Origin of the sequence: Stenotrophomonas sp. YAU14D1_LEIMI4_1 (assembly GCF_003086815.1) — a bacterium.
Lineage (GTDB): Bacteria > Pseudomonadota > Gammaproteobacteria > Xanthomonadales > Xanthomonadaceae > Stenotrophomonas.
Genome location: NZ_CP025997.1, coordinates 433,967 through 456,811 on the forward strand (window position 1 = coordinate 433,967; position 22,845 = coordinate 456,811).

Here is a 22,845-nt window from a genome sequence, read left to right on the forward strand (position 1 = left end):
GCCGTGAATCCGTCCATGGAGGCTTGGCCGCGCCATCCATGGCGCGGACACCCCTGCAAGCCCCACCCGCCTGACCCCGGACAGATCGCGCGCGTGCCAGCCGCGAAGGGGATATGGGGTAGGGCAAAGGCAAAGGTAAGAGCATCCACGCATGGCGTGGATCTACTGGCGGCTGTTGCCTTGGATTTTGAATCCGCCTTGTAGCGAGCCGAGCACCGCAGGTCCGGCGAGGGCGAAGAGGCGCGGGTGTCTGAGCGCAGCGAGTTCCGCGCCGTCCCTCGGCGGACCGAGGAGCGCAGGGCACCGGCGTGCGCAGCACGTCGGCTCGCGGACGGCGGAGCGTTTCTTTTGGTTACTTTTCTTTGCGCGCAAAGAAAAGTAACGCCCGACCCAGCGTCAGTTGTACGCCAATCCAGCCGCAAGGCATGAATCAACCCAGCATCTCCAGCCCACGCACTTCGGTGATGCCCAGCCCGGGGACATCGGCAATGCTGATCTCCGATTCGTTGAAATGCACCCCGCCGCTGACCGGGTCGAACTGGCCCAGCGAGGGGCCGTCCAGGTCGACCTTGGTGATCACATCGCTCTTGGCCACGGCCAGGTGCACGGCGGCGGCCACGCTGATGCTCGATTCGATCATGCAGCCGATCATGCACGGCACGCCGTAGATGCCGGCAATGTCGGCAATGCGGATCGCGTTGGACAGGCCGCCGGTCTTCATCAGCTTGATGTTGATGATGTCCGCCGCGCGCTGCTGGATCAGGTCCATCACCTGGCTTGGGCTGAACACGCTTTCGTCGGCCATCACCGGGGTGTTCACCCGGTCGGTCACGTACTTCAGGCCGTCGATGTCGGCGGCCTTCACGGGCTGTTCCAGCAGTTCCAGCACCACGCCGGCCTCTTCCAACGTGCGCATGGCGTGCACGGCCTGCTTGGCGGTCCAGCCCTGGTTGGCATCCAGGCGCAGCAGGGCGCGGCCCTGCACGGCGGTATGGATCGCCTTTACCCGCTCGATGTCCAGGCCGATGTCCTTGCCCACCTTGATCTTCAGCGATTCGAAACCGCGATCGATGGCTGACAGCGAATCGGCCACCATCTTGTCGATGTAGTCCACGCTGATGGTGATATCGGTGGTGATGACCGGGTCGCCGCCGCCCAGCATCTGGTACAGCGGTGCGCCGTGCAGCTGCGCCCACAGGTCGTACAGGGCGATCTCCACGGCCGCCTTGGCGCTGGTGTTGCGCTCCATGGCGGTCTGCACCAGGCCGCACAGGCGGTTGAGGTTGACCACTTCCTGGCCGATCAGGCGCGGGGCGATGAAGTGGCGGATCGCTTCGATGATCGAGCCGTGGGTATCGCCGGTGATCACCGCGGTGGCCGGTGCTTCACCGTAGCCGGTGTGGCCGGTATCGGTGCGCACCAGCACCACCACGTCCTCCACGGTTTCCACCGTGCGCAGGGCGGTCTTGAACGGCGTTTTCAGCGGCACGCGCAGCATGCCCAGTTCGATGGCGGTGATCTTCATTCAGGGGTCTTGGTGCGCAGGCGTTGGATGTTGGTGATGCGGTCGATGTAGCGGACGGTGTCGCTGGCCATCATCGGCTCCAGCGGGGTGACCGAAACACCATTCAGATGGGCCTGCACGCGCTTGCCGTCGGCGCCGAACCAGCTGCCGCCGGCGGTATCGTGGATGACCCAGGTGCGGCTGTCGACGTGGCCGATGGCCATCATCACGTGGCCGGGAATGTAGACCAGGTCGCCCACCTGCAGGTTGGCCACCGCGCGGTCGCGCACCGCCTTGCTGTCCTTGTCGGTGAACGGCAGGCGGTCCAGCGCCGGGCTGACCGCCTGCGCGCTGGTATTGCGCGGCAGCAGCACGCCGAAGCTGCGGTAGATTTCCGAAACGAAGCCGCTGCAGTCGCGGGTGTCGTAGTCGTGGCCCCAGCCGTAGCGTTCGCCCAGGAATTTGAAGGCCTGCTGCAGCAGCAGGCGCGGGGTCAGCGGCAGGTAGTCGGCGGCGGTGTCCTGCGAGCGCGGCAGCAGGGCAGGCACCAGCTTCAGGCTACCGTCGGCTTCGCGCACCGGCAGCTGCACCACCCACGCGGCATGCGCCTGCTGGCCGTTCACCGCGGTGGCGGCTGGCCAGTCGGCCAGCACCGGCAGGCGCACGCCCATGTCCAGCTGCAGGCGCGATAGGCGCGGTTCTTCCGGGGTGTAGGCGGTGTGGGCGACCGCACCGGTCACGATGCGGTAGGGGCCCTGCGTGGCGTAGCCGAGCACGCTGGCTTTCTCGCCGGTGGCCACGGCTTCGGCTTCGATCCAGGCGCTGTAGCGTTCGCTGTGCACGAACAACCAGCGGCCATCGGCACTGCGGTGCACGACGGCCACCTTGTCACCGGGGAACAGCGCCGATTCCTGGAAGCGATCGATATCGGTATCGCCGCGGCTGCTGAAAACGCGCTGGCGGGTGGGGAAGGTGCGCAGCGCGGCGCGCTTCACCACCAGGCCATAGGCCGGGCTGACCTGCGCCGGCACGCCCTGCAGGCCCAGGTTGGCTTCGATCGCGCTGCGCTGGGCCGGGGCGATGTCCTGGCCGGCGTCGTTGTACAGCGCACGCGTCGGCCACTGCGACAGCGCGGTGATGCTGGCGCGCACCTGCTGCGCCGAAAGCTGTGCGGGCAGCGCGGCGATATCCTGGATGTGGGCATCCTGCGCGCGCATGCGCGCGTTCTGCGCCTGGATCTGCGCGCGGTCCAGGATCGGCGTATCGGCGTTGTCCAGCCGCGCGGCCCAGTAGTCCGGGGTCAGGTAGGCCTCGTGCAGCCCGATCACATACGGCAGCGCTGCGCCGGGCTCGGGTGCGGCCTGTGCGAAGACCGGGGTGGCCAGCAGGCACAGGGCCAGGGACCAGCGGCGCCAGGTGCCACGGCGCGGTTTGCGGGAAGCCAGGATCATGCGCTGCACACCCTCCTCGAATGCCTGTAGGAATATTTATTCCTTTCGACGGCGAAAGCAAGAATAAATTATTGACCACCCCTGCCGCCCGTGTTACACAGCCGTTACCACCCGCGCTGGGGAAGTGTCGCTGTGGAATCCGTCGTTCGCAAACCGCGTCTGCCTGTTGCCGCCGGCCTGGGTGCCGCGCTGCTGCTGTGGGCGTGCGCGGCGGCGGCGGCACCGTCGTCTGGCGCCCGCCTGTTGCAGGTGATCGATGCCGTCGACGCCGGCCACTTCGCGCAGGCGCAGGCGTTGATCGCACAAGCGCCCGGCACCGCCGAACTGCAGTTCCAGAGCGAACGCATGCGCCGCATCCGTCTGGATTTCAGCCTGGACCGCGCGGCCGCACAGGCGGCCGTGCGCCGTTGGATTCCCGACCTGACCGACGAAGAATTCGCGCGCTGGGACCAGCGCGGCCTGATGGAACACATGGATATCGACGGCACCCGCTGGTACTTCAAGCGCGCGCCGTCGAACCTGTTCCTGCTCAGTGACGAGGCGCGTGCGCGCCGCCGTGCCGATGCACCGCGGCCAGCGCCCGGCCCCAACGAAGTGCTGAACGCGCATCACCAGCAGGTGCTGGCTGCGGCCGCACGCACCGGCAATGCCTCGGTGCTGCCGCAGCGCATTGCATTCACCCAGTCGCTGACGGTGAAGGCCGATGCAGTGCCGGCCGGGGAAACCGTGCGCGCGTGGATTCCGTACCCGCGCGAGATTGCCGGCCAGCAGGAACAGCTGCAGTGGCTGGGCAGCACCCCGGGCAACGCGCAGGTAGCGCCAGCCGCCACCCTGCAGCGCACGGCATATATGGAAGCCACGGCGGTGGCCGGGCAGCCGACCCGCTTCGAAATCCGCTACGCGCTGACGATCTTCGCGCGGCATACGGCCATCGATCCGGCGCGCGTGCAGGCCACGCCTGCCGACCCCGCGTTGCAGCCGTACCTGGCCGAGCAGGTGCCGCATGTGCAGTTCACCCCGGCGCTGAAGCTGTTCTCCGACCAGGTGCTGCAGGGCGAATCGCGGCCGTATCACATGGTGCGCAGGCTGTTCGCCGCGGTCGATCGCATTCCCTGGGCCGGTGCGCGCGAGTATTCCACGCTCAGCAACATCAGCGACTACGCGCTGCGCGCGGGCCATGCCGACTGCGGCCAGCAGACGCTGCTGCTGATCGCCCTGCTGCGCATGAACGGCATTCCCGCGCGCTGGCAGTCGGGCATGGTGTTTTCAGACGATGGCAGCGGCTACAACAACCTGCACGATTGGGGGCAGGTGTACCTGGCGCCGTATGGCTGGCTGCCCATGGACGTGACCACCGGCGCGCTGGCCAGCGATGTGCCTGCGCTGCGCGACTTCTACCTGGGGGGCCTGGACGGCTACCGCATCGCCTTCAACGATGATTTCGGCCAGCCCCTGGTGCCGGCCAAACAGCATTACCGCTCGGAAACGGTCGACTCGCAGCGCGGCGAGGCCGAGTGGGCAGGCGGCAACCTGTACTTCGACCAGTGGAGCTATGACCTCCAGTGGCAGGTACTGCCCGCCAGGCAACCCCAGCGCGACATCCGCTAGATCCATTCCACACCATTCAATTCTTGCAGGAGAGAGCAGGGGATGAAGGCTTACAGCATCAAGCGGGCGGCGTTGAGCGTCGCCCTGGGCGCGTGTCTGGGCGTGATCGCGCCGGGCATTGCATTCGCACAGAACGTGACCGGCGCGGTGGCCGGCCGGGCCACCGCCGGTGACCAGGTCACCGTGGTCAGCAGCAGCACCGGCCTGACCCGCACGGTGACCGTGGGCGCCGATGGCAGCTACCGCCTGGGCCAACTGCCGGTGGGCGACTACCAGCTGCAGTTGAGCCGCGATGGGCAGACCCTGGGCGAGCAGGTGGCGGTGAGCGTGGCGGTGGGCGGCACCACCACGGTGAACCTGGCCAGCGGTGGCGGCGTGACCAACCTGGATGCACTGCAGGTGCGCGGCACGCGCGTGATCAATCGCGTGGATGTCTATTCCACCGAAACCTCGTTCAACATCAACCGCCAGGAGATCTCGCGGCTGCCGGTGGCGCAGGACCTGTCGGCGGTGGCGCTGATGGCGCCGGGCGTGGTGGGCGGCAATTCCTCGTTCGGTGGCCTGTCCTTCGCCGGTTCGTCGGTGGCCGAAAACGCGGTGTTCATCAACGGCCTGAACGTGACCGACATGTACACCCGGCGCGGCTTCAGCACCGCGCCGTTCGCGTTCTTCAACGAATTCCAGGTCAAGACCGGCGGCTATTCGGTGGAGTTCGGCCGTTCCACCGGCGGTGTCATCAACGCCGTCACCCGCTCGGGCAGCAACGAATTCAAGGGCGGCGTGGAAGTGACCGCCGAACCCAGCGCCTGGCGCTCCAGCGCAGGCGACCACTTCCACCGCGATGGCAGTGCGCATTCCTATGGCAGCCGTGACAACAACTCGTTCCTGAAGACCAACGTCTGGGGCTCGGGCCCGATCATCAAGGACAAGCTGTTCCTGTTCGCCATGTACGAAGACCGCAGCGACAAGGGCCACAACACCTCGTCCGATGGCAGTACGTGGTTCAAGAATGACTCCGGCAACGGCTTCTGGGGCGCCAAGCTGGACTGGAACATCAACGACAACCACAGCCTGGCCCTGCTGGCGTTTTCCGACGAAGGCGATGTGACCAACGCGTCCTATGGCTATGACTGGGACGAGGACGAGATCGGCGCCTGGGGCGGCGATTCGGTAACCGAAACCGGTGGCAAGAACTGGTCGGCCACCTATACCGGCCACTTCGGCCAGAACTTCACCGCCCGCGCCATGGTGGGGCAGAACAACCAGCGTGCGTTCACCAATTCGTCGCTGGACCAGGCCTGCAGCCCGGTGTTCACCGACAGCACCTACGGCACCCGCCTGTACAAGCTGCAGGGCCTGCGCGCCGGTTGCCATCCCACCGGTACCGCGGTGGCCGAGCGTGATGACACCCGCGACGTGGCGCGCCTGGATTTCGAATGGCAACTGGGCGACCACCTGTTGCGCTTCGGCGTGGACCGCGAATTGATGACCACCGACCAGTCCACCCGCTACCCCGGCCCCACCGCGCTGAGCTATACCGCCTACGTGGCGCGCCCCGGCGATGAAGTGTGGGACGGCGCCAATGCCTACGTACCGGCCGGCGTGACCGAAATGCTGCGTGCACGCAACCGCCAGTCCGGTGGCACGTTCGAAACCGAAGCGAATGCCTTCTACCTGGAAGACATCTGGAACGTCACCCCGAACCTGATGCTGAACCTGGGCGTGCGCTGGGACCGCTTCGAGAACCGCACCGCGCAGGGCAACGCCTTCATCAAGATGGACGACCTGGTGGCGCCGCGCGTGGGCTTCTCGTGGGACATGCGCGGTGATGGCAGCACCAAGCTGTTCGGCAACGCCGGCCGCTACTACCTGCCGGTCACCAACAACATCAACGTCAACTTCGCCGGCGGCCTGACCGACGAATACAGCTACTACGTGCTGGAAGGCTGGCAGCAGCAGACTTCGCCCACCGGCTCGGCGTACATGGCGCCGATCATCGGCCAACAGATCGGCCCGACCGATACGCGCATGAACACCGGCGGCGCCGACCTGCGGCAGAGCGTGGACAAGGACCTGAAGGCGGTCTACCAGGACGAGTACATCCTGGGCTTCCAGAGCATGATCAACCAGGCCTGGTCGTGGGGCGTGAATGCCACCTACCGGCGCATGACCCGCGCACTGGATGACATCCGCATCAACTACACCCCGTGCGGGCCGACCCCCAGCACCCTGTGGCCGATCGCCAACCCCGGCGAATCGCTGACGATCTGGGGCGATTCCAGCATTGGCTGCGCGCAGGAAGGCTGGATCACCATCGATACCGCCAACAGCGGCTACCGCAAGGGCGGCAGCGGCGAAGTGATCGGCTATTCCAAGCCCAAGCGCACCTACAAGGGGCTGGAATTCCAGATCGACCGCGCCTGGGATGAGAAGTGGTTGTTCAACGCCTCCTACCTGTGGTCCAAGAGCGAAGGCAACTTCGAAGGCCCCGTGAACTCGGACACCAACTACGGCGACACCGGCATGGTGCAGTTCTGGGACCACCCGGCCACCAACGAACGCTATGGCGTGCTGTTCAACGATTTCCGCCACCAGTTCAAGCTGCGCGCGGCATATGCGCTGAACAAGCAGTGGTCGTTCGGCACCACGTTGCAGGTGCAGTCTGGTGGCCCGATCACCGCCTATGGCGTGATGTGGCCCAACGACAGCATCGCCGGCGGCAGTACCTCCAGCGAGGGCAGCGGCGGCGGCACCGGCTGGCTGTGCGTGGCCAACTGTTCCGGGCCGTATGACCAGCGCCAGTTCGAGTACAGCCCGCGCGGTGCGTTCGGCCGCCTGCCGTGGACCTGGACGCTGGGTGCCAACGTGACCTGGCGTTTGCCGGTGGAGGGCATCGACCTGAGCGCGCGGTTGTCGGTGTACAACCTGTTCAACAATCAGGAAATCATCAACGTGCACCAGCGCTACGAAGCGCAGCCGGGCGTGTACCGCGAAGCCACCTTCGGCACGGGCACGCGCTGGCAGGCCCCGCGCTACACCCAGCTGGTGGTGACGTGGAACTTCTGAGCCGCCCCGCCGGCGCCGCGAAGAGCCCCGTAGCGTCGAGCTCGCTCGACTGCTCTTCGCGCGGTTCAGTCGAGCAAGCTCGACTTTACCGCCGCGTGCGTGGCCGTTACCGGTGTTACGCCGGCATGGCCCTGTTGGCGCTGGCGCCGGCGGTCCACGCACAGGCCACCAGCACCGCATCCATCGATGCCGATGTAGCCGCCGTGGTCCAGCACGAGCACCTGCCGGGCATCGCCCTGGCCGTGGTGGAAGACGGCCGCGTGGCCTACCGCTACGTCCAGGGCGCACGCGGCGATGGTGGACGCATCGACGAAGACACGCTGTTCAAGATCGCGTCCAACAGCAAAGCCATGACCGCCGCCCTGCTGGCCCGCTTGGTGGAGCAGGAAAAACTGCGCTGGGATGACCCGGTGCGCAACTACCTGCCTGCTTTCCGCATGCATGACCCTTGGGTAGGCGAGCACATGCAGGTGCGCGACCTGCTGATCCACAACAGCGGCCTTGGTTTGGGCGCGGGCGACCTGATGCTGTGGCCTGAGCCCAATGCCTACACCCGCGCCGACATCATCGCCGGGCTGGCCCACCTGAAGCCGGTCAGCAGCTTCCGCAGTGGCTATGCCTACGACAACCTGATGTATGTGGTGGCTGGCGAAGTGGCCGCCGCCGCCGGCGGCAAGCCCTATGACCAGCTGCTGCGCGAACAGGTGTTCCAGCCGCTGGGCATGCGGCGCTGCCAAGTGGGCGCGTGGTCGGTGAAGCGCGTGGGCAACGTGGCGCAGCCGCATACCGTTCGCGATGGGCAACCGGTGGTGGTCAACGCCGATGGCGCGCGCAGCCCTGACCTGACCTCGATGGCCGCCGGTGGCATCCGCTGTTCGCTGGCTGACATGACCCGCTGGATGCAGGTGCTGCTGGACCCGGCGCTGGTGCCCGATTGGCTGGGCAGCGAGCAGCGGCGCACATTGTGGACCCTGCACATGCCCATGCCGCTGGGCGAACGCCAGCGCCGTTGGGACAACGCGCACTTCTACGGTTATGGCTATGGCTGGCGGGTGTCAGACATGGACGGGCAGTGGAAGGTGGCGCACACCGGCACGCTGTCGGGCATGTATTCTTCGCTGGCGCTGCTGCCCGACCGCAAGGTGGGCGTGGTGATGCTGATCAATGGTGAAGGCGAGGATGCACGCACCGCGCTGATGCAGTCGATGTTGAAGGGCTACACCGCGCCAGAGCAGGCCGCCTCTGCCATGAGCTACCTGGCCGAACTGGCCGCCGATCGCGCAGTGCGTGCGGCCAGCGCTGGCGGGCGCCCTTCCACCGCCGGGGCGCGCGCGGCCACTTCTGACGACCTGGCGCGCTGGCAGGGCCGCTATCGTGATCCCTGGCTGGGCAATGCGTCGCTCTGCTCCGGGCCGAAGGGGCTGCGTTTTGCCGTGGAAAAATCACCGAAGCTGCAGGCCAGCGTGCAGCAGGTGCAGGGGCGCTGGCTGCTGCACTGGGATACGCTGGGCGAGCAGGCACAGGCATGGCTGCAGCCGGGCGACGGCGCGCCGCCAACGCTGGACCTGCGTGCCATCGACCCCGAGATCGACTTCAGCTATGACTTCCAGGATCTGCATTTCACTCGCACTGGCGATTGCACTGACAGCGGCGGCGACGTCCCGCGCGGCTGAGCCGCCGCGTGTTTCCACGGCCACCGATGCCACGGCGGCCGGGTTGGTGGACATCCGCACCCTGTCGCCGCAGATCCAGCTCGACATCCGTTACGCCGGAGCCAACAACTTCACCGGCGCCCCCGTGCCGGGCTATCAGGCGCCGGCCTGCTATCTGCTGGCACCGGTGGCGCAGGCGCTGGCGAAGGTGGAAGCCGACCTGCGCGGGGCCGGTTATGGCCTGCGCGTGTACGACTGCTACCGGCCCGTGCGCGCGGTACAGGCGTTCATGGCCTGGGTACACGATCCGCGTGAGCAATCGCGCAAGGTCCTGCAGTATCCAGACCTGGACAAGCCGCAGCTGCTGGCCGACGGCTACATCGCCGAGCGTTCGGGCCACAGCCGTGGCGCCACCGTCGACCTGGGCCTGCTGGATTGCCGCACGGGCGCGTGCGTGGTGATGGACATGGGCACCGATTTCGATTTCTTCGGCGTGCGCGCCCATACCGAGACGCCCGGGCTGACGTCGGTGCAGCGCGGCAACCGCCAGCAGCTGCTGCAGGCCATGGCCCGGCGCGGGTTCGCCAACTACCCGCAGGAATGGTGGCATTACACCCTGCAGCCCGAACCGGACCCCAGCACCGCCTACGACGTCCCCGTGCAGTAGATCCACGCCACGCGTGGATGGTGTTCGATGGCCGCCCAGGATTTCATCCACGCATGGCGTGGATCTACACTGGCCGCCTCTCCCCGCACGCGCGCCCGCATGAACCTTCCGCTGCACTTCGGCTTGCTTGGCACCCTGGAAGCCGGCGGCATCGCCCTGCTGGTCGGCCTGCTGATGTACCTGCTGATGCTGCGCGTGGTGCGCGGGCTGGGCGGTTCGGTGAACCAGGCCATCGGTGCTTCGTGCGTGCTGGCGGTGATCATCGGCGCCGGCATCGACATCTGGAAGCTGTTCTACATGGGCATCGTGCGGCTGGAGTCGCCGCTGTATGCGCGCATCTTCCTGTCAACCATCCACGATCCCAACGAACTGGGCAGCCGGGTGGTGCTGGAAATCGCCGGCGCGCTCGCCGGTGTGGCGCTGGGATGGATTGTGTTCAGTTCGCGGTCATCCGTGCAGAACGTCGACTGACGCAGGTTTTTCGTTGCCTGCAGGTTAAATCCGCGCGCGCTGAATGCGTGCCTTATGAGCCGCTCACTTGGCGCTAACCACCGTGCTAAAGCATGCGCGTGGCCGAGTGGTTAATGCCGCGTGGTGGCGCCGGTCGCGGCGCAAAATCGATTCACAAACGGGGTGGCAGGGTAGGTGCCGTGCGGAAACAACAGGCCGCGCAACACCACCCAAAGGAGACATTCCCTATGACGATTCGCAACCGTAAGCCCCTGATCGCCCTGGTCGTTGCTGCTGGCAGCCTGCTCACCCTTCCGGCCATGGCGCAGTCCGCCCAGCAGCAGGCCGCGCAGGCACAGAACCAGGCCGCGCAGGCCCAGCAGTCGGCGGCACAGGCCGGCCAGGCGGCTGACCAGGCCAGCAACGCGGCGGCCGCAGCGTCGGCGCAGGCCAGCGGTGGCGGTGGCGGCGGCCAGACCTGGGCCAGCATCGATACCGATGGCAACGGCACCATCAGCAAGGCCGAGGCACAGGTGAACGCGGGCCTGGCCCAGGTGTTCGACCAGGCCGATGCCAACAAGGACGGGGAACTGAGCCCCGATGAGTACAAGGCCTACGTGGCGGCCCAGCAGGGTGCCGCAGCCGGCGGCAACGCCGCGCCGGGCCGCTGATCCAACACCGTCGGGACAACCGGTGCATGGGGACCCGGGCGGCTTCGGCCGCCTGGGTTTTTTCTGCGTGCCGGGGGCCTGTATCCTTGTGTGATGAACTCCTCCATGCCCGCGCCGTCGCGCGCCATCGGCCTGGTCGGTTTTGACGGTGACGATACGCTGTGGAAGAGCGAGGACTACTACCGCAAGGCCGAGCAGGATTATCTGGATCTGCTGTCGCGCTACATCGACGTGCACGACACCCGCACCGCGCGCCACCTGCTGGAAGTACAGCAGCGCAACCTGGGCGTGTTCGGTTACGGGGTGAAGGGCATGGCGCTGTCGATGATCGAAGCGGCCATCGACATCACCGGCCAGCGCATCGAAGCCAAGGATATCCAGCGCATCCTGGACATCGGCCATGACACCCTGCGCCACCCGGTCGAACTGATCGACGGCGTACGCGAATCGGTGGCGGCCATCGCCGAGCACTACCCGGTGGTGCTGATCACCAAGGGCGATCTGTTCCACCAGGAAGCGAAGATCGATGTTGCGCGCCTGCACGACCTGTTCCCGCGCATCGAGATCGTGTCCGAGAAGGACCCGCAGACTTACGCGCGCGTGCTGGCCGAATTCGAACTGCCGATCTCGCAGTTCGTGATGGTTGGCAACTCGTTGCGTTCGGATATCGAGCCGGTGGTCACCCTGGGTGGCTGGGGCATCCATACCCCGTACGCAGTCACCTGGGCCCACGAAACCGAGCACGGCGTGGCCGAGGACGAGCCGCGCATGGTCACTGCCGATACGGCCTGGGACTGGCCGGCCGCGCTGGCCGCCATCGAGGCCAAGGCCACCGCGGCCTGACAGGGCGCAGCGGCTGCGGCAGAATCGGGGCATGAACCTGATCCTGCGCGCGCTGCTGTCGATCCTGCTGCTGGTGCCGGCCACCGTGCTGGCCCAGCAGACCGCCGAACGTTCGGCGGCCTATGAAGTGAACAGCGGCGACAGCTGGCTGGATGCCCAGTTGCAGGACATCAACCACTACGCCGAGCGCTACCCCGACGCCTTCCTGGACGAAGTCTCGCGCTATGCCGACGTGCCGCGCGCGTATGTCAGCGCGCTGTTCACCGCCCACGGCTGGCAGGCCGGCGACATCTATTTCGCCTGCTTCTGGGCCAAGGCCAGCGGCCAGACCTGCCGCGACAGCGTGCGCGCCTTCAGCCAGAACCCGGAAGGCGGTTGGGAAGCGGTGGTCGAGCGCATGCCGGTGAAGCCCACCAACCTGCACGTGCGCGCCGTGCGCCACGCCGTGGTGGCCAGCTTCGAGCACTGGGACCGGCCGATCACCCTCGATGCCACCCTGAAGCGCCAGCTGGGCCGGTAGCGCCGGGCCATGCCCGGCGGGGGCCCGGTAGGTGCGAACCTTGGTTCGCACGTCTTTGCGCCGGCCCCTGCCAGATCGGTGCGAACCAAGGTTCGCACCCACCAAAGCAATCCACGCCTACTGCCATGCCCGGCGGGGATCTGGTAGGTGCGAACCTTGGTTCGCACGTCTTTGCCCCGGCCCCTGCCAGATCGGTGCGAACCAAGGTTCGCACCCACCAAAGCAATCCACGCCTACTGCCATGCCCGGCGGGGATCTGGTAGGTGCGAACCTTGGTTCGCACGTCTTTGCCCCGGCCCCTGCCAGATCGGTGCGAACCAAGGTTCGCACCTACCAAAGCAGTCCACGGCTGCTGCCGTGCCCGGCGGGGGTCTGGTAGGTGCGAACCTTGGTTCGCACGTCTTTGCCCCGGCTGCTGCCAGATCAGTGCGAACCAAGGTTCGCACCCACCAAAGCAGTCCCAGGCGCTACCGATATCCGTCATGCTGCTGTGCGTCTCGCCGCGGCCGCGCGCTGCGGCGACAATAGGCATTCGCGTTGTTCCCCGTTCCCGTGATCGAGTAACCGATGAGCGCCTCTTTCGTTTCGCCTGATCTGATCCGCCGCCTGTTCGCCCAGGCCATGTCCCGCATGTACCGCACCGAAGTGCCGCTGTATGGCGCACTGGTGGACCTGGTAGAGCGCATCAACACGCAGGTTCTGGAAGAAGACCCGGCCCTGGCCGCGCAGCTGCAGCGCAACGATGAACGTGCGCGCCTGGACGAAGAGCGCCATGGCGCCATCCGCGTCGGCACCGTGCACGAACTGGCCACCCTGCGCCGCCTGTTCGCGGTCATGGGCATGTACCCGGTGGGCTACTACGACCTGTCGGTGGCCGGCGTGCCGGTGCATTCCACCGCCTTCCGCCCGCTGACCGCTGCCGCGCTGGCGCAGAACCCGTTCCGCGTGTTCACCTCGCTGCTGCGGCTGGAACTGATCGAGGACGCAACCCTGCGCGCCGAATCCGCGCGCATCCTCGAACGCCGCCGCATCTTCACCGACGGCGCGCTGGCGCTGATCGACCAGGCCGAGCGTGACGGTGGCCTGTCGCAGGCCGATGCCGAACGCTTTGTGGCCGAAGCGCTGGAAACCTTCCGCTGGCACGGCGATGCCACCGTGGATCTGCCCACCTACCACGCCCTGCACAACGCGCACCGGCTGGTGGCCGACGTGGTCAGCTTCCGTGGCCCGCACATCAACCACCTGACCCCGCGCACGCTGGATATCGATGCAGCACAGGGCGCGATGATCGAACAAGGCATGGCCGCCAAGGCGGTGATCGAGGGCCCGCCGCGCCGCGCCTGCCCGATTCTGCTGCGGCAGACCAGCTTCAAGGCACTGGAAGAGGCCGTGCATTTCCCGGATGCGGAAGGCGGCGATGCCGGCACCCATACCGCGCGCTTCGGCGAGATCGAACAGCGCGGCCTGGCGCTGACCCCGAAGGGCCGCGCGCTGTACGACCAGCTGCTGGCGCAGGCGCGCGACGCCGGCGGTGCCGGCAGCACCGGCGGCGACTACGGCCAGCGCCTGCAGGCGGTGTTCGCCAGCTTCCCCGATGACCATGACACGCTGCGCCAGGAAGGCCTGGGCTACTACCGTTACCAGCTGACCGAGGCCGGGCGTGCCGCGCCGGAACGGGTGGCCGATCTACCGGCCGAAGTGCTGGTGGCGGCGGGCCTGGCCACCGCCGACCCGATCGTCTACGAAGATTTCCTGCCGGTCAGTGCCGCAGGCATCTTCCAGTCGAACCTGGGCGGCGAAGAACAGCGCGCCTATGCCGCGCACGCCAACCGCGAGGCCTTCGAGCAGGCGCTGGGCGTGGCGGTGAATGACGAGTTCGAGATCTACGAGCGGCTGCAGGCCGAATCACTGGCGGCGCTGCGCGGTTGATGCAGAGGTGGGGTCAGAGCCCTTTCCGTCGGAAAGGGATCCGACCCCGACGCGCGCCATGACCGGCGTCAGATCCCTTTTCGGCAGAAAAGGGCTCTGACCCCGACAGCAATCAGCCCTTCATCGTGCCGGTATCCAGCCAGCGCTGGTGCCACGACAGCGCCTCGGGCAGCAGGTGCGGGGTGTGCTTGCCGTAGCTTTCGCGGCTGGCGCGGTCGAAGTAATCCTGCAGCTGCGGGCGGAAATCCGGGTGCGCGCAGTTGTCGATCAGCACCTGCGCGCGCTTGCGCGGGGTCAGCCCACGCAGGTCGGCCAGGCCCTGTTCGGTCACGATCACCGACACGTCGTGTTCGGTGTGGTCCACGTGGCTGGCCATCGGCACGATCGCCGAAATGCTGCCGTTCTTCGCCGTGGACGGGCTCAGGAACGCCGACAGGAAGCCATTGCGGGCGAAATCACCCGAACCGCCAATACCGTTCATGATGCGCGTGCCCATCACGTGGGTGGAATTGACGTTGCCGTAGATATCCACCTCGATCATGCCGTTCATGCCGATGCAGCCCAGGCGGCGCACCAGTTCGGGGTGGTTGGAGATTTCCTGCGTGCGCATGATGATGCGCTCGCGGTAGAAATCGATGTGTTCCTTGAACGTTTCGTTGGCCTGCGGGCTGAGTGCGAAGCCGGTGCACGAGGCATAGCTCAGCACGCCGTCGCGCAGCAGGTCCAGCATGCCGTCCTGGATCACTTCGGTGAACGCGGCCAGATCGCGGAAACCGCTCTTGGCCAGGCCGGCCAGCACGGCGTTGGGAATATTGCCCACGCCCGACTGCAGCGGCAGCAGGTTCGGCGGCAGCCGGCCCTTCTTCACTTCGTGCTTCAGGAATTCGATCAGGTGCGAGGCGATCTGTTCGCTGGTGGCATCGATCGGGCTGAACGGGCTGTTGCGGTCCGGGCCGTTGGTGCGCACCACGGCCACGATTTTGTCCGGGTCGCAGCGCAGCGCGGTATCGCCAATGCGGTCGTTGGCGTTCACCAGCGGAATCGGCTTGCGGTGCGGCGGCAGGGCGGTGCCGTAGTAGATGTCATGCATGCCATCCACGCCGGCCGGCTGCCACTCGTTCACCTCGACGATCACCTTCTTCGCCAGGTCCAGCCAGGTCTTGTTGTTGCCCACCGAAGTGGACGGCACCAGCGAACCGTCTTCGCGGATGGCCGACACTTCGATCACCGCGGTATCGATCTCGCCGTAGAAACCGAACCACACGTGCTGGGCCACGTGGCTCAGGTGGATGTCGATGTAATCCAGCTTGCCCTCGTTGATGCGGTTGCGCGCATCCGGGTCGCTCTGGAAGGGCATGCGCATGGCGATGCCATCGGCCTTGGCCAGCGCGCCATCCAGTTCCGGTGCGGTGGAGGCGCCGGTCATCAGCTTGATCTGGAAGGGATTGCCCTGGGCGTGCACCGCTTCGATGCGGCGGGCCAGTTCCACGGGAACGGCCTTGGGGTAACCGGAGCCGGTGAAGCCGCTCATGGCCACGGTTTCACCGGGCTGGATCAGCGCGGCTGCGGCCTCGGCAGAGACCACGCGGTCACGAAGACGCGCGTTGGCGATGCGATCAACAGACATGACGACAGTGTTTCTGGGGGGAAAGCTCGATTATCGGCCATCCCCCCCGGTACGGGGCGTTCTACCTTCGTGGAATGGCTTTTCCGGGGCCGTGGCTACCATACCCAGCAGTTTTGTTTTGCAGTGCAGCGTGCATTGTCCGCCCGCAGCCCGCACGATGGCCCTGCATCCCGACGTGGGGGAGGGAGCAGAGCCCGCTGGCAGTTCGCTGCAAGCGGGCTTTTTTATTGCCTCGCGCCCAAGCTGAATACGCAGGAGCAGGGGTCGGATCCTTTTGCCAACGGCAAACGGCTCCGACCCCACCGCAACCCTCGGCCCCTTGGGGTCAGAGCCCTTTGCCGCTGGCAAAGGGATCCGACCCCGCCGCCATGCCAGCCGTTGGCAAAGACATCCGACCCCGCGAGAATCGGGCCATGACCGTTGCCCCCGCCGAAGTGCCCGCTTCCCTGCAGCCCCTGGTAGACCGCGCCCTGGCGCGCCTGGCCCAGGCCGTGCCCGAGCCCATCGCCGCTGAACGGCTGCCGTTCCTGGCGCAGCTGGCCGTGGCCAGCGATTTCGCCCTGGATACCCTGGTGCGCCAACCCAGCCTGCTGGCCCAGCTGGCCGCGCCGGGTTGCCCGCCGGTGCCGGCGCCGGTGCTCGACCCGCTGCAGCCCAGCGACTGGCCAGCGCAGCTGCGCCGTTGGCGCACCGCCATGTCCACCCGGCTGATCTGGCGCGACCTGGCCGGCCTGGACGACGTGCCGCAGACCCTGGCCGGCGCCACCGTGCTGGCCGAAGACTGCCTGCGGCTGGCCCTGCAGGCGCTGCAGCAGGAATTCGCCCAGCGCCACGGCGTGGTGCGCGGTGGCGATGGGCAGCCGCTGCAGTTGGTGGTGTTCGGCCTGGGCAAGCTGGGTGGTGGCGAACTCAACTTCAGTTCCGATATCGACCTGGTCTACGCCTACCCGCACGGCGGCGAATCGGACGGCCCGCGGCCGCTGGCCGCCGAGGAATACTTCGCCCGCCTCGGCCAGCGCCTGGCCAAGCTGCTGGACGACACCACCGTCGATGGCTTCAGCCACCGCGTGGACCTGCGCCTGCGCCCGTTCGGCAGTGCAGGCCGGGTCGCGCTGTCATTCGCTGCCATGGACCAGTATTTCCAGCGCGAAGGCCGCGACTGGGAACGCTACGCCTGGCTGAAGGCGCGCACCGTGGCCGGCGATATCGCCGCCGGCGAAGCCTGGCTGCAGAGCCTGCGCCCGTTCGTGTACCGGCGTTACCTGGATTTCACCGCGCTGGACGGCCTGCGCGAGATGAAGGCGGCGATCACCGCCGAAGTCGCCCGGCGCGAGCTGCACGAAGACATCAAGCGCGGCGCCGGTGGCATCCGCGAAATCGAATTCCTGTGCCAGGCACTGCAGTTGATCCGCGGTGGCCGCGAACCGGTGCTGCGCGAGCGTCGCCTGCTGGTGGCGCTGCAGGCGCTGGTGAACGCCGGGCAGATTGCCCCGGACGATGGCGCGGCGCTGCGCGAGGCCTACCTGTTCCTGCGCCGGCTGGAAAACCGCCTGCAGATGCTGCGCGATGCCCAGACCCACGTGCTGCCCAGCGACCCGCTGGATCGCCAGCGCATCGCCACGGGCCTGGGCTACCCGCACTGGGACGCACTGCGCGCTGCGCTGGCCGAACAGCAGCAGCGGGTCAGTACCGAATTCGCTGCGTTGCTGGCGCCGCGCCAGGGCCAGGCCGCGCCCGATGCACTGGCCAGCTACTGGCGCAGCCTGCCCGAGGGCAGCAATGCGGAACTGCTGGCCGAGGCCGGCTTCTTCGACGCCAACGGCGCCGACCAGTCGCTGCGCGATTTCGCCCAGAGCACCGGAGTGAAGGCGCTCTCTGACAACGCCCGTGCGCGCCTGGATCGCGTGCTGCCGGCGCTGCTGCATGCCGCCACCCGTTCGCCGCAGCCCGATGCCGCGCTGAAGCGCGTGCTTGGCCTGCTGCAGGCGGTCCTGCGCCGCACCAGCTACCTGGCGCTGCTGGACGAACAACCCAGCGCGCTGGCACGCCTGGTAGACGTGCTGGCACGCAGCGCGCTGCTGGCCGAACGCCTGGCCGCCTATCCGCTGCTGCTGGACGAACTGCTGGATGTGCGCGTGTCCGGGCCGATGCCGGCCTTCACCGGCATGCTGGCCGAATGCTGGCAGGTGCTGCCGGTGGAAGACCCCGAATCGCAGCTGCGCTGGTTGAACGAAACGCGCCTGGCGCTCAGCTTCCGCATGGCCATGGCCACGCTGGATGGCCGCCAGGGCGCGGTGGACAGCACCCGGCAACTGGCCGAACTGGCGCAGGCAGTAGTGATGACCGTGCTGGCCCTGGCCGAGGCGGACATGCACGCCGCGCACGGACAGGTGCCCGGTGGGCGCTTTGCCATCATCGGCTACGGCAGTCTGGGTGGGCTGGAACTGGGCTTCGGTTCCGATCTGGACCTGGTGTTCCTGCACGACCACCCGGCCGGCGTGGAAGCCAGCGATGGCCCGCGCCCGCTGGAACCGGGGCGCTGGTATGCGCGCCTGGCGCAGAAGGTGATGGCGCTGCTGGGGGCGGTCACCGCCGCCGGCCGCCTGTACGACATCGACGTGCGCCTGCGCCCCGATGGCGGCAAAGGCTCACTGGTGTCCTCGCTGGCCAGCTACACCGAATACCAGCGCGAACGCGCGTGGACCTGGGAACACCAAGCCCTGGTGCGTGCGCGCGGCGTGGCCGGCGATGCCAGCCTGCTGGCCGATTTCGAACAGGTGCGCACACAGACGCTGGGCCGCGCGCGCGACCCGGACACCCTGTATGCCGACGTGCTGAAAATGCGTGGACGCATGCGCAGTGAACTGGACCGCAGCGATGCCGGCCGCTTCGACCTGAAGCAGGGGCGCGGTGGCGTGGTGGATCTGGAATTCCTGCTGCAGACCGGGGTACTGGCGCGCAGCGCACAGCAGCCCGCGCTGCTGCAGCCGCGCGACACGCCCTCGCTGATTGATGCACTGGCCGCGGCGGAATTCCTGCCTGCCGTTACCGCGCAGCAACTGCAGGGCGCGCATGCCGCGCTGCTGGATGTCGGCCTGGCCTGCACGCTGGATCGCCGCCCGCGTCTGGCCCCGCCCACCCCCGCGATAGAAGACGCCTGCAGCGTGATTACCGCCGCGTGCGTGGCCGCTGGGTTGCCGTTCGCGTGATGCGCGGCCGGCCGGGAGCCCGCTCTTGGGAACCCGCGCTTGGTAGGTGCCAACCTTGGTTGGCACGCACGCAACCCGCAGGCCAACCAAGGTTGGCCACTACCGGGTCATGTGGCCGGCCGGGAATGCGCTTTTGGTAGGTGCCAACCTTGGTTGGCACGCACGGATCCCGCAGGCCAACCAAGGTTGGCCACTACCGGGTCATGTGGCCGGCCGGGAATGCGCTTTTGGTAGGTGCCAACCTTGGTTGGCACGCAGAGACCCCGCAGGCCAGCCAAGGTTGGCCACTACCAGGTCATGCGACCGGCCGGGAATGCGCTCTTGGTAGGTGCCAACCTTGGTTGGCACGCACGGATCCCGCAGGCCAACCAAGGTTGGCCACTACCGGGTCATGCGACCGGCCGGGAATGCGCTCTTGGTAGGTGCCAACCTTGGTTGGCACACGGAGACCCCGCAGGCCAACCAAGGTTGGCCACTACCGGGTCATGTGGCCGGCCAGGAATGCGCTTTTGGTAGGTGCCAACCTTGGTTGGCACGCAGAGACCGCGCAGGCCAATCAAGGTTGGCCACTACCGGGTCATGTGGCAGGCCAGGAATGCGCTCTTGGTAGGTGCCAGCCTTGGTTGGCACGCACGGATCCCGCAGGCCAACCAAGGTTGGCCACTACCGGGTCATGTGGCCGGCCGGGAACCCGCGCTCAGCGCAGCTCGCTGCGCAGCGGCGCCATCTTCCACAGCAACGCGCGGAACGGGGCCAGCAGGCACACGCCGATGGCCAGCTTCACGGCCAGGTCGCCGGCGGCCCAGCTCACCCACGGCAGGGCGGAACCGGCGAAGGCGATCGACCAGAAAATGGTGGTGTCCACGGTGGCGCTGCAGGTGGTGGCCACCATCGGGGCGCGCCACCAGCTGCCACGGCGCAGGCGGTCGAACACGGTGATGTCCAGCAGCTGCGCCACGATGAACGCCGAGCACGAGGCAATGGCAATGCGCGGGGTGGCCACCCACACCGACAGCACCACCGCCACCAGGAAACCGATCCACGCCACGCGGCGCGCCGGGCCGGGGCCGAAGCGGCGGTTGATCAGGTTGCTGACCAGGAACGCCACCGGGTAGCTGAAGGCACCCCAGGTCAGCCAGTCATTGATGGGGTACTGCACCAGTACGTTGGACAGCAGCACCACCGCGCCCATGGCCAGCACGGCCAGCACCAGGGCGCGCGGGGTCAGGGGAGCAAACACGGGGGCAGGACGCACGGACATGGCGGGCGGGAAGGAAAAAGGAATCGGCCATTATCCCCCCGTACCCACGCAACGCCAAAAACCGCCGTTCAGGCGGCGCGGCAGCCTCGGTACTGCGGGCTCAATACTGCGTGTTCCAGCCCTGCGATGCCGGCGCCGGTTCGGGAATATGGGTCAGCGGCCGGCCCTGCGCATCACGCGCCATCAGCCCCTTGCGGCCTTCGGACGGGGTGTGGTCGAACTGCACCTGTTGCCCCACATGGAACAGCACCGACGGGTCACCTGCCTGGTTCGGCCAGCGCACCGCGGCGGTGTTGCCCGGCTGCCCCGGCTGCTGCAGCAGCACCTCGCGTTCGCCATCCACGTTGGTGCCGATGGACACCACCTGCATCGGCGGCGGCGCGCCATTGGACGGTGCCGTGGGCGCCTGGCCCGGCGGCGGGTTGCGTGCGGCTTCGTCGGCGGCGGCCATGCTGGCCACCAAGCCGGGCGAAACATCCAGGCGTACCGGCTCCGGCGTGTTTTCCACGATGCGGTAAACGCGCCGCGCATCGGCAGGGGCGGTGGCCAACAGGCCCATGGCCAGTGCCAGGGCGGCGGCAGTGCAGGGCAGGGTACGCATCGTCTGTTCCTCCATGGAGCGAGCGGGCGCGGGGTGGCCCCGCGTGGCCGATCATACCCAATGCCTGTGGCGGCGTTGTGCGGCCGGCACGGGCACGCCCGGGGGTCAGCCCAGCCCCAGCCGGGCCTTCACTTCGGCCGCCACCCGCGTGGTTTCGCGCAGCGGCTCGATGGCCGCGCACTGCCAGTCCAGCCAGCGCGGTTGCAGCCGCCCGCGTTCGCGCAGTTGCTGCTGGAAGCGCGCCAACCGGCCCTGCGTGGTATCGGCCAGCGCCACCGCCACCGGCAGCCGCGTGGCGCAGGCCTCAGAGAGCAGGTTCACCGAATCGGGCGACACCACCACCCGTTGTGCCCAGCCCAGCAGGCCGGCATAGGGGTTCACGCCATCGCCGCCGTCGCCCCAGATCACATGCGGCAGGTCGGCGAAGATCGCGCGCAGGGTCTCGGCCAGCGCCGGCGGTGTGCGCCGCGAGGTGGTGGCCAGCAGGCTGCCGCCTTCGCTGCGCAGCTGTTCGGCCAGGGCCTGGAACACGCGCACCATGCCGGCTTCGTCCCACGGCGCCAGCGGCGTCGGCCCGCCCACCAGCAGCGCGGTGCGCGGGCCGGGCAGGGCATGGAAATCGGCGAAGGCGGCGCGGCCCAGGCTCAGCCAGTCATCGTCCACCGGGTTCAGGCTACCCAGCAGGGTCAGCACATTGCTGCCGCGCAGGGCATCGTGTTCGGGCACCACCAGCAGGTCCCAATGGCGGGCGGCAATGCGCGGGTCCAGGATCTGCACCACCTTGCTGCCCCGTGCACGCAGCACACGCAGCGCGCCGGCGGCCTGGCGGCCACAGCCGATCGCCAGGGGCGGCGGCTCAGCGGCCAGTGTCGCCAATGCCTCACCGTAACCGCGTACATCCCCGGGCAGGCGGCGCGGCGACAGCCAGCGCCACGGTGCGCGCGGCTGCACTACCATCGGGCGGTGGGTGCCCAGGCGCAGCGCCGAGGCCAGCGCCACGGCTTGGCGCACATTGCCTGCACGGCCGTCCGTGATCGTCCACGGCGCGCTCGATCGTTTCACCATTGGCATTAATTCGTTTCAGCCCTGCTGGGTGTTGCAACAGTCGCGACACTCTACACTGCGGCTCATTGTTTCGCGCCGCAGCCCCTGCGCTGCTTCGCCCCTTTCCCTGTTGCTGCCCTGGAGATCCACGATGTCCCACGCGCTTGACGCTGCTGCACTGGACCAGCTGTTCCGCACCGCCCGCACCCAGAACGCATTCACCGACACGCCGGTGGACGACAGCCAGCTGCACGCGCTGTACGAACTGCTGAAGTGGGGCCCCACCGCCGCCAACGGCAGCCCGGCGCGTTTCGTCTTCGTGAAGTCGGCCGAAGCCAAGGCCAAACTGGCCCCGGCGCTGTCCGAAGGCAACCATGACAAGACCCTGGCCGCGCCGGTCACCGTCATCGTGGCCTTCGACGAAGATTTCCACGAAAAGCTGCCCTACCTGTTCCCGCACACCGATGCCAAGGCCTGGTTCGACGGCCCGCGTGAAGGCCGCCACGAAGGCGCGTTCCGCAACGGCAGCCTGCAGGGTGCGTACCTGATCCTGGCCGCACGCGCGCTGGGCCTGGATGCCGGCCCGATGTCCGGCTTCGACAATGCCAAGGTGGACGAAGCGTTCTTCGCCGGCACCAGCATCAAGTCGAATTTCCTGGTCAACCTGGGTTACGGTGACCCCTCGGGCCTGTTCCCCCGTCTGCCGCGTCTGTCGTTCGACGAAGCGGCGCGCATCGCGTAA

General features: G+C 67.6%; 17 protein-coding genes. 11 read left to right on the top strand and 6 right to left on the bottom strand.

Annotated features, from left to right (window positions below; translation table 11 throughout):
- Positions 1–430: 430 nt before the first annotated feature.
- Positions 431–1,525 (bottom strand): dipeptide epimerase, encoded by a 1,095-nt coding sequence (locus tag C1932_RS01965; protein WP_108761038.1) that lies wholly within the window; start codon positions 1,523–1,525, stop codon positions 431–433.
- Complete coding sequence (locus tag C1932_RS01970; RefSeq protein WP_108763320.1) at positions 1,522–2,955, bottom strand: SH3 domain-containing protein; 1,434 nt, start codon at positions 2,953–2,955, stop codon at positions 1,522–1,524. The genes C1932_RS01965 and C1932_RS01970 overlap by 4 nt, the downstream gene beginning before the upstream one ends.
- A gap of 132 nt (positions 2,956–3,087) precedes the next feature.
- Between C1932_RS01970 and C1932_RS01975 the strand changes: the two genes are divergently transcribed.
- From C1932_RS01975 to C1932_RS02015, 9 genes are all read left to right on the top strand, one after another.
- Positions 3,088–4,563 carry a transglutaminase-like domain-containing protein gene (locus tag C1932_RS01975; protein ID WP_108761039.1) on the top strand — a complete coding sequence of 492 codons (1,476 nt, stop codon included), beginning with the start codon at positions 3,088–3,090 and terminating at the stop codon, positions 4,561–4,563.
- A gap of 42 nt (positions 4,564–4,605) precedes the next feature.
- Positions 4,606–7,629: a TonB-dependent receptor gene (locus C1932_RS01980; protein ID WP_108761040.1), complete on the top strand. Its 3,024-nt coding sequence runs from the start codon at positions 4,606–4,608 to the stop codon at positions 7,627–7,629.
- 125 nt (positions 7,630–7,754) lie between these two features.
- Positions 7,755–9,302, top strand: a complete 1,548-nt coding sequence (locus C1932_RS01985; protein ID WP_108761041.1) for a serine hydrolase domain-containing protein — start codon at positions 7,755–7,757, stop codon at positions 9,300–9,302.
- On the top strand, positions 9,229–9,948 hold the full coding sequence (locus C1932_RS01990; RefSeq protein ID WP_108761042.1) for a M15 family metallopeptidase: 720 nt from the start codon (positions 9,229–9,231) through the stop codon (positions 9,946–9,948). Before C1932_RS01985 ends, C1932_RS01990 begins: the two co-directional genes overlap by 74 nt.
- A gap of 99 nt (positions 9,949–10,047) precedes the next feature.
- Positions 10,048–10,419, top strand: a complete 372-nt coding sequence (locus C1932_RS01995) for a hypothetical protein (RefSeq protein WP_108761043.1) — start codon at positions 10,048–10,050, stop codon at positions 10,417–10,419.
- 227 nt (positions 10,420–10,646) lie between these two features.
- The gene (locus tag C1932_RS02000; protein ID WP_108748269.1) at positions 10,647–11,069 is read left to right on the top strand and encodes an EF-hand domain-containing protein; all 423 of its coding nucleotides are present in this window, start codon (positions 10,647–10,649) and stop codon (positions 11,067–11,069) included.
- 93 nt (positions 11,070–11,162) lie between these two features.
- Complete coding sequence (locus tag C1932_RS02005) at positions 11,163–11,912, top strand: HAD family hydrolase (RefSeq protein WP_108761044.1); 750 nt, start codon at positions 11,163–11,165, stop codon at positions 11,910–11,912.
- A 31-nt stretch (positions 11,913–11,943) separates the two neighbouring features.
- Positions 11,944–12,432: a hypothetical protein gene (locus tag C1932_RS02010; protein ID WP_108751965.1), complete on the top strand. Its 489-nt coding sequence runs from the start codon at positions 11,944–11,946 to the stop codon at positions 12,430–12,432.
- A 567-nt stretch (positions 12,433–12,999) separates the two neighbouring features.
- Positions 13,000–14,361 (top strand): VOC family protein, encoded by a 1,362-nt coding sequence (locus C1932_RS02015; RefSeq protein WP_108761045.1) that lies wholly within the window; start codon positions 13,000–13,002, stop codon positions 14,359–14,361.
- A gap of 112 nt (positions 14,362–14,473) precedes the next feature.
- On the opposite strand, the gene C1932_RS02020 is transcribed toward C1932_RS02015, so the two are convergent.
- A complete protein-coding gene (locus C1932_RS02020; RefSeq protein ID WP_108755220.1) occupies positions 14,474–15,988 on the bottom strand; it encodes an acetyl-CoA hydrolase/transferase family protein in 1,515 nt (504 codons plus the stop codon).
- Positions 15,989–16,401: 413 nt separating this feature from the next.
- Here C1932_RS02020 and glnE point away from each other — a divergent pair, with 413 nt between their 5' ends.
- The gene (gene glnE / locus C1932_RS02025; RefSeq protein ID WP_108761046.1) at positions 16,402–19,197 is read left to right on the top strand and encodes a bifunctional [glutamate--ammonia ligase]-adenylyl-L-tyrosine phosphorylase/[glutamate--ammonia-ligase] adenylyltransferase; all 2,796 of its coding nucleotides are present in this window, start codon (positions 16,402–16,404) and stop codon (positions 19,195–19,197) included.
- 697 nt (positions 19,198–19,894) lie between these two features.
- On the opposite strand, the gene C1932_RS02030 is transcribed toward glnE, so the two are convergent.
- The 3 genes from C1932_RS02030 to C1932_RS02040 form a co-directional block, all read right to left on the bottom strand.
- Positions 19,895–20,458, bottom strand: a complete 564-nt coding sequence (locus C1932_RS02030; RefSeq protein WP_108761047.1) for a queuosine precursor transporter — start codon at positions 20,456–20,458, stop codon at positions 19,895–19,897.
- Between the two features lie 100 nt (positions 20,459–20,558).
- Positions 20,559–21,059: a hypothetical protein gene (locus tag C1932_RS02035; protein WP_108761048.1), complete on the bottom strand. Its 501-nt coding sequence runs from the start codon at positions 21,057–21,059 to the stop codon at positions 20,559–20,561.
- 105 nt (positions 21,060–21,164) lie between these two features.
- Positions 21,165–22,124, bottom strand: a complete 960-nt coding sequence (locus C1932_RS02040) for a mitochondrial fission ELM1 family protein (RefSeq protein WP_108761049.1) — start codon at positions 22,122–22,124, stop codon at positions 21,165–21,167.
- Positions 22,125–22,254: 130 nt separating this feature from the next.
- On the opposite strand from C1932_RS02040, the gene C1932_RS02045 reads away from it, so the two are divergent.
- Positions 22,255–22,845, top strand: a complete 591-nt coding sequence (locus C1932_RS02045; protein WP_108761050.1) for a malonic semialdehyde reductase — start codon at positions 22,255–22,257, stop codon at positions 22,843–22,845.

Excerpts from the sequence above, each read along its gene's own strand:
- C1932_RS02040 (WP_108761049.1), bottom strand. The coding sequence starts at position 22,124 with ATGGTGAAACGATCGAGCGCGCCGTGGACGATCACGGACGGCCGTGCA.
- C1932_RS02030 (WP_108761047.1), bottom strand. The coding sequence starts at position 20,458 with ATGTCCGTGCGTCCTGCCCCCGTGTTTGCTCCCCTGACCCCGCGCGCC.
- C1932_RS02035 (WP_108761048.1), bottom strand. The coding sequence starts at position 21,059 with ATGCGTACCCTGCCCTGCACTGCCGCCGCCCTGGCACTGGCCATGGGC.
- C1932_RS01995 (WP_108761043.1), top strand. The coding sequence starts at position 10,048 with ATGAACCTTCCGCTGCACTTCGGCTTGCTTGGCACCCTGGAAGCCGGC.
- C1932_RS01990 (WP_108761042.1), top strand. The coding sequence starts at position 9,229 with ATGACTTCCAGGATCTGCATTTCACTCGCACTGGCGATTGCACTGACA.
- C1932_RS02010 (WP_108751965.1), top strand. The coding sequence starts at position 11,944 with ATGAACCTGATCCTGCGCGCGCTGCTGTCGATCCTGCTGCTGGTGCCG.
- C1932_RS01980 (WP_108761040.1), top strand. The coding sequence starts at position 4,606 with ATGAAGGCTTACAGCATCAAGCGGGCGGCGTTGAGCGTCGCCCTGGGC.
- C1932_RS01970 (WP_108763320.1), bottom strand. The coding sequence starts at position 2,955 with ATGATCCTGGCTTCCCGCAAACCGCGCCGTGGCACCTGGCGCCGCTGG.
- C1932_RS02045 (WP_108761050.1), top strand. The coding sequence starts at position 22,255 with ATGTCCCACGCGCTTGACGCTGCTGCACTGGACCAGCTGTTCCGCACC.
- C1932_RS02000 (WP_108748269.1), top strand. The coding sequence starts at position 10,647 with ATGACGATTCGCAACCGTAAGCCCCTGATCGCCCTGGTCGTTGCTGCT.
- C1932_RS02005 (WP_108761044.1), top strand. The coding sequence starts at position 11,163 with ATGAACTCCTCCATGCCCGCGCCGTCGCGCGCCATCGGCCTGGTCGGT.
- C1932_RS02015 (WP_108761045.1), top strand. The coding sequence starts at position 13,000 with ATGAGCGCCTCTTTCGTTTCGCCTGATCTGATCCGCCGCCTGTTCGCC.
- C1932_RS02020 (WP_108755220.1), bottom strand. The coding sequence starts at position 15,988 with ATGTCTGTTGATCGCATCGCCAACGCGCGTCTTCGTGACCGCGTGGTC.
- glnE (WP_108761046.1), top strand. The coding sequence starts at position 16,402 with ATGACCGTTGCCCCCGCCGAAGTGCCCGCTTCCCTGCAGCCCCTGGTA.
- C1932_RS01965 (WP_108761038.1), bottom strand. The coding sequence starts at position 1,525 with ATGAAGATCACCGCCATCGAACTGGGCATGCTGCGCGTGCCGCTGAAA.
- C1932_RS01985 (WP_108761041.1), top strand. The coding sequence starts at position 7,755 with ATGGCCCTGTTGGCGCTGGCGCCGGCGGTCCACGCACAGGCCACCAGC.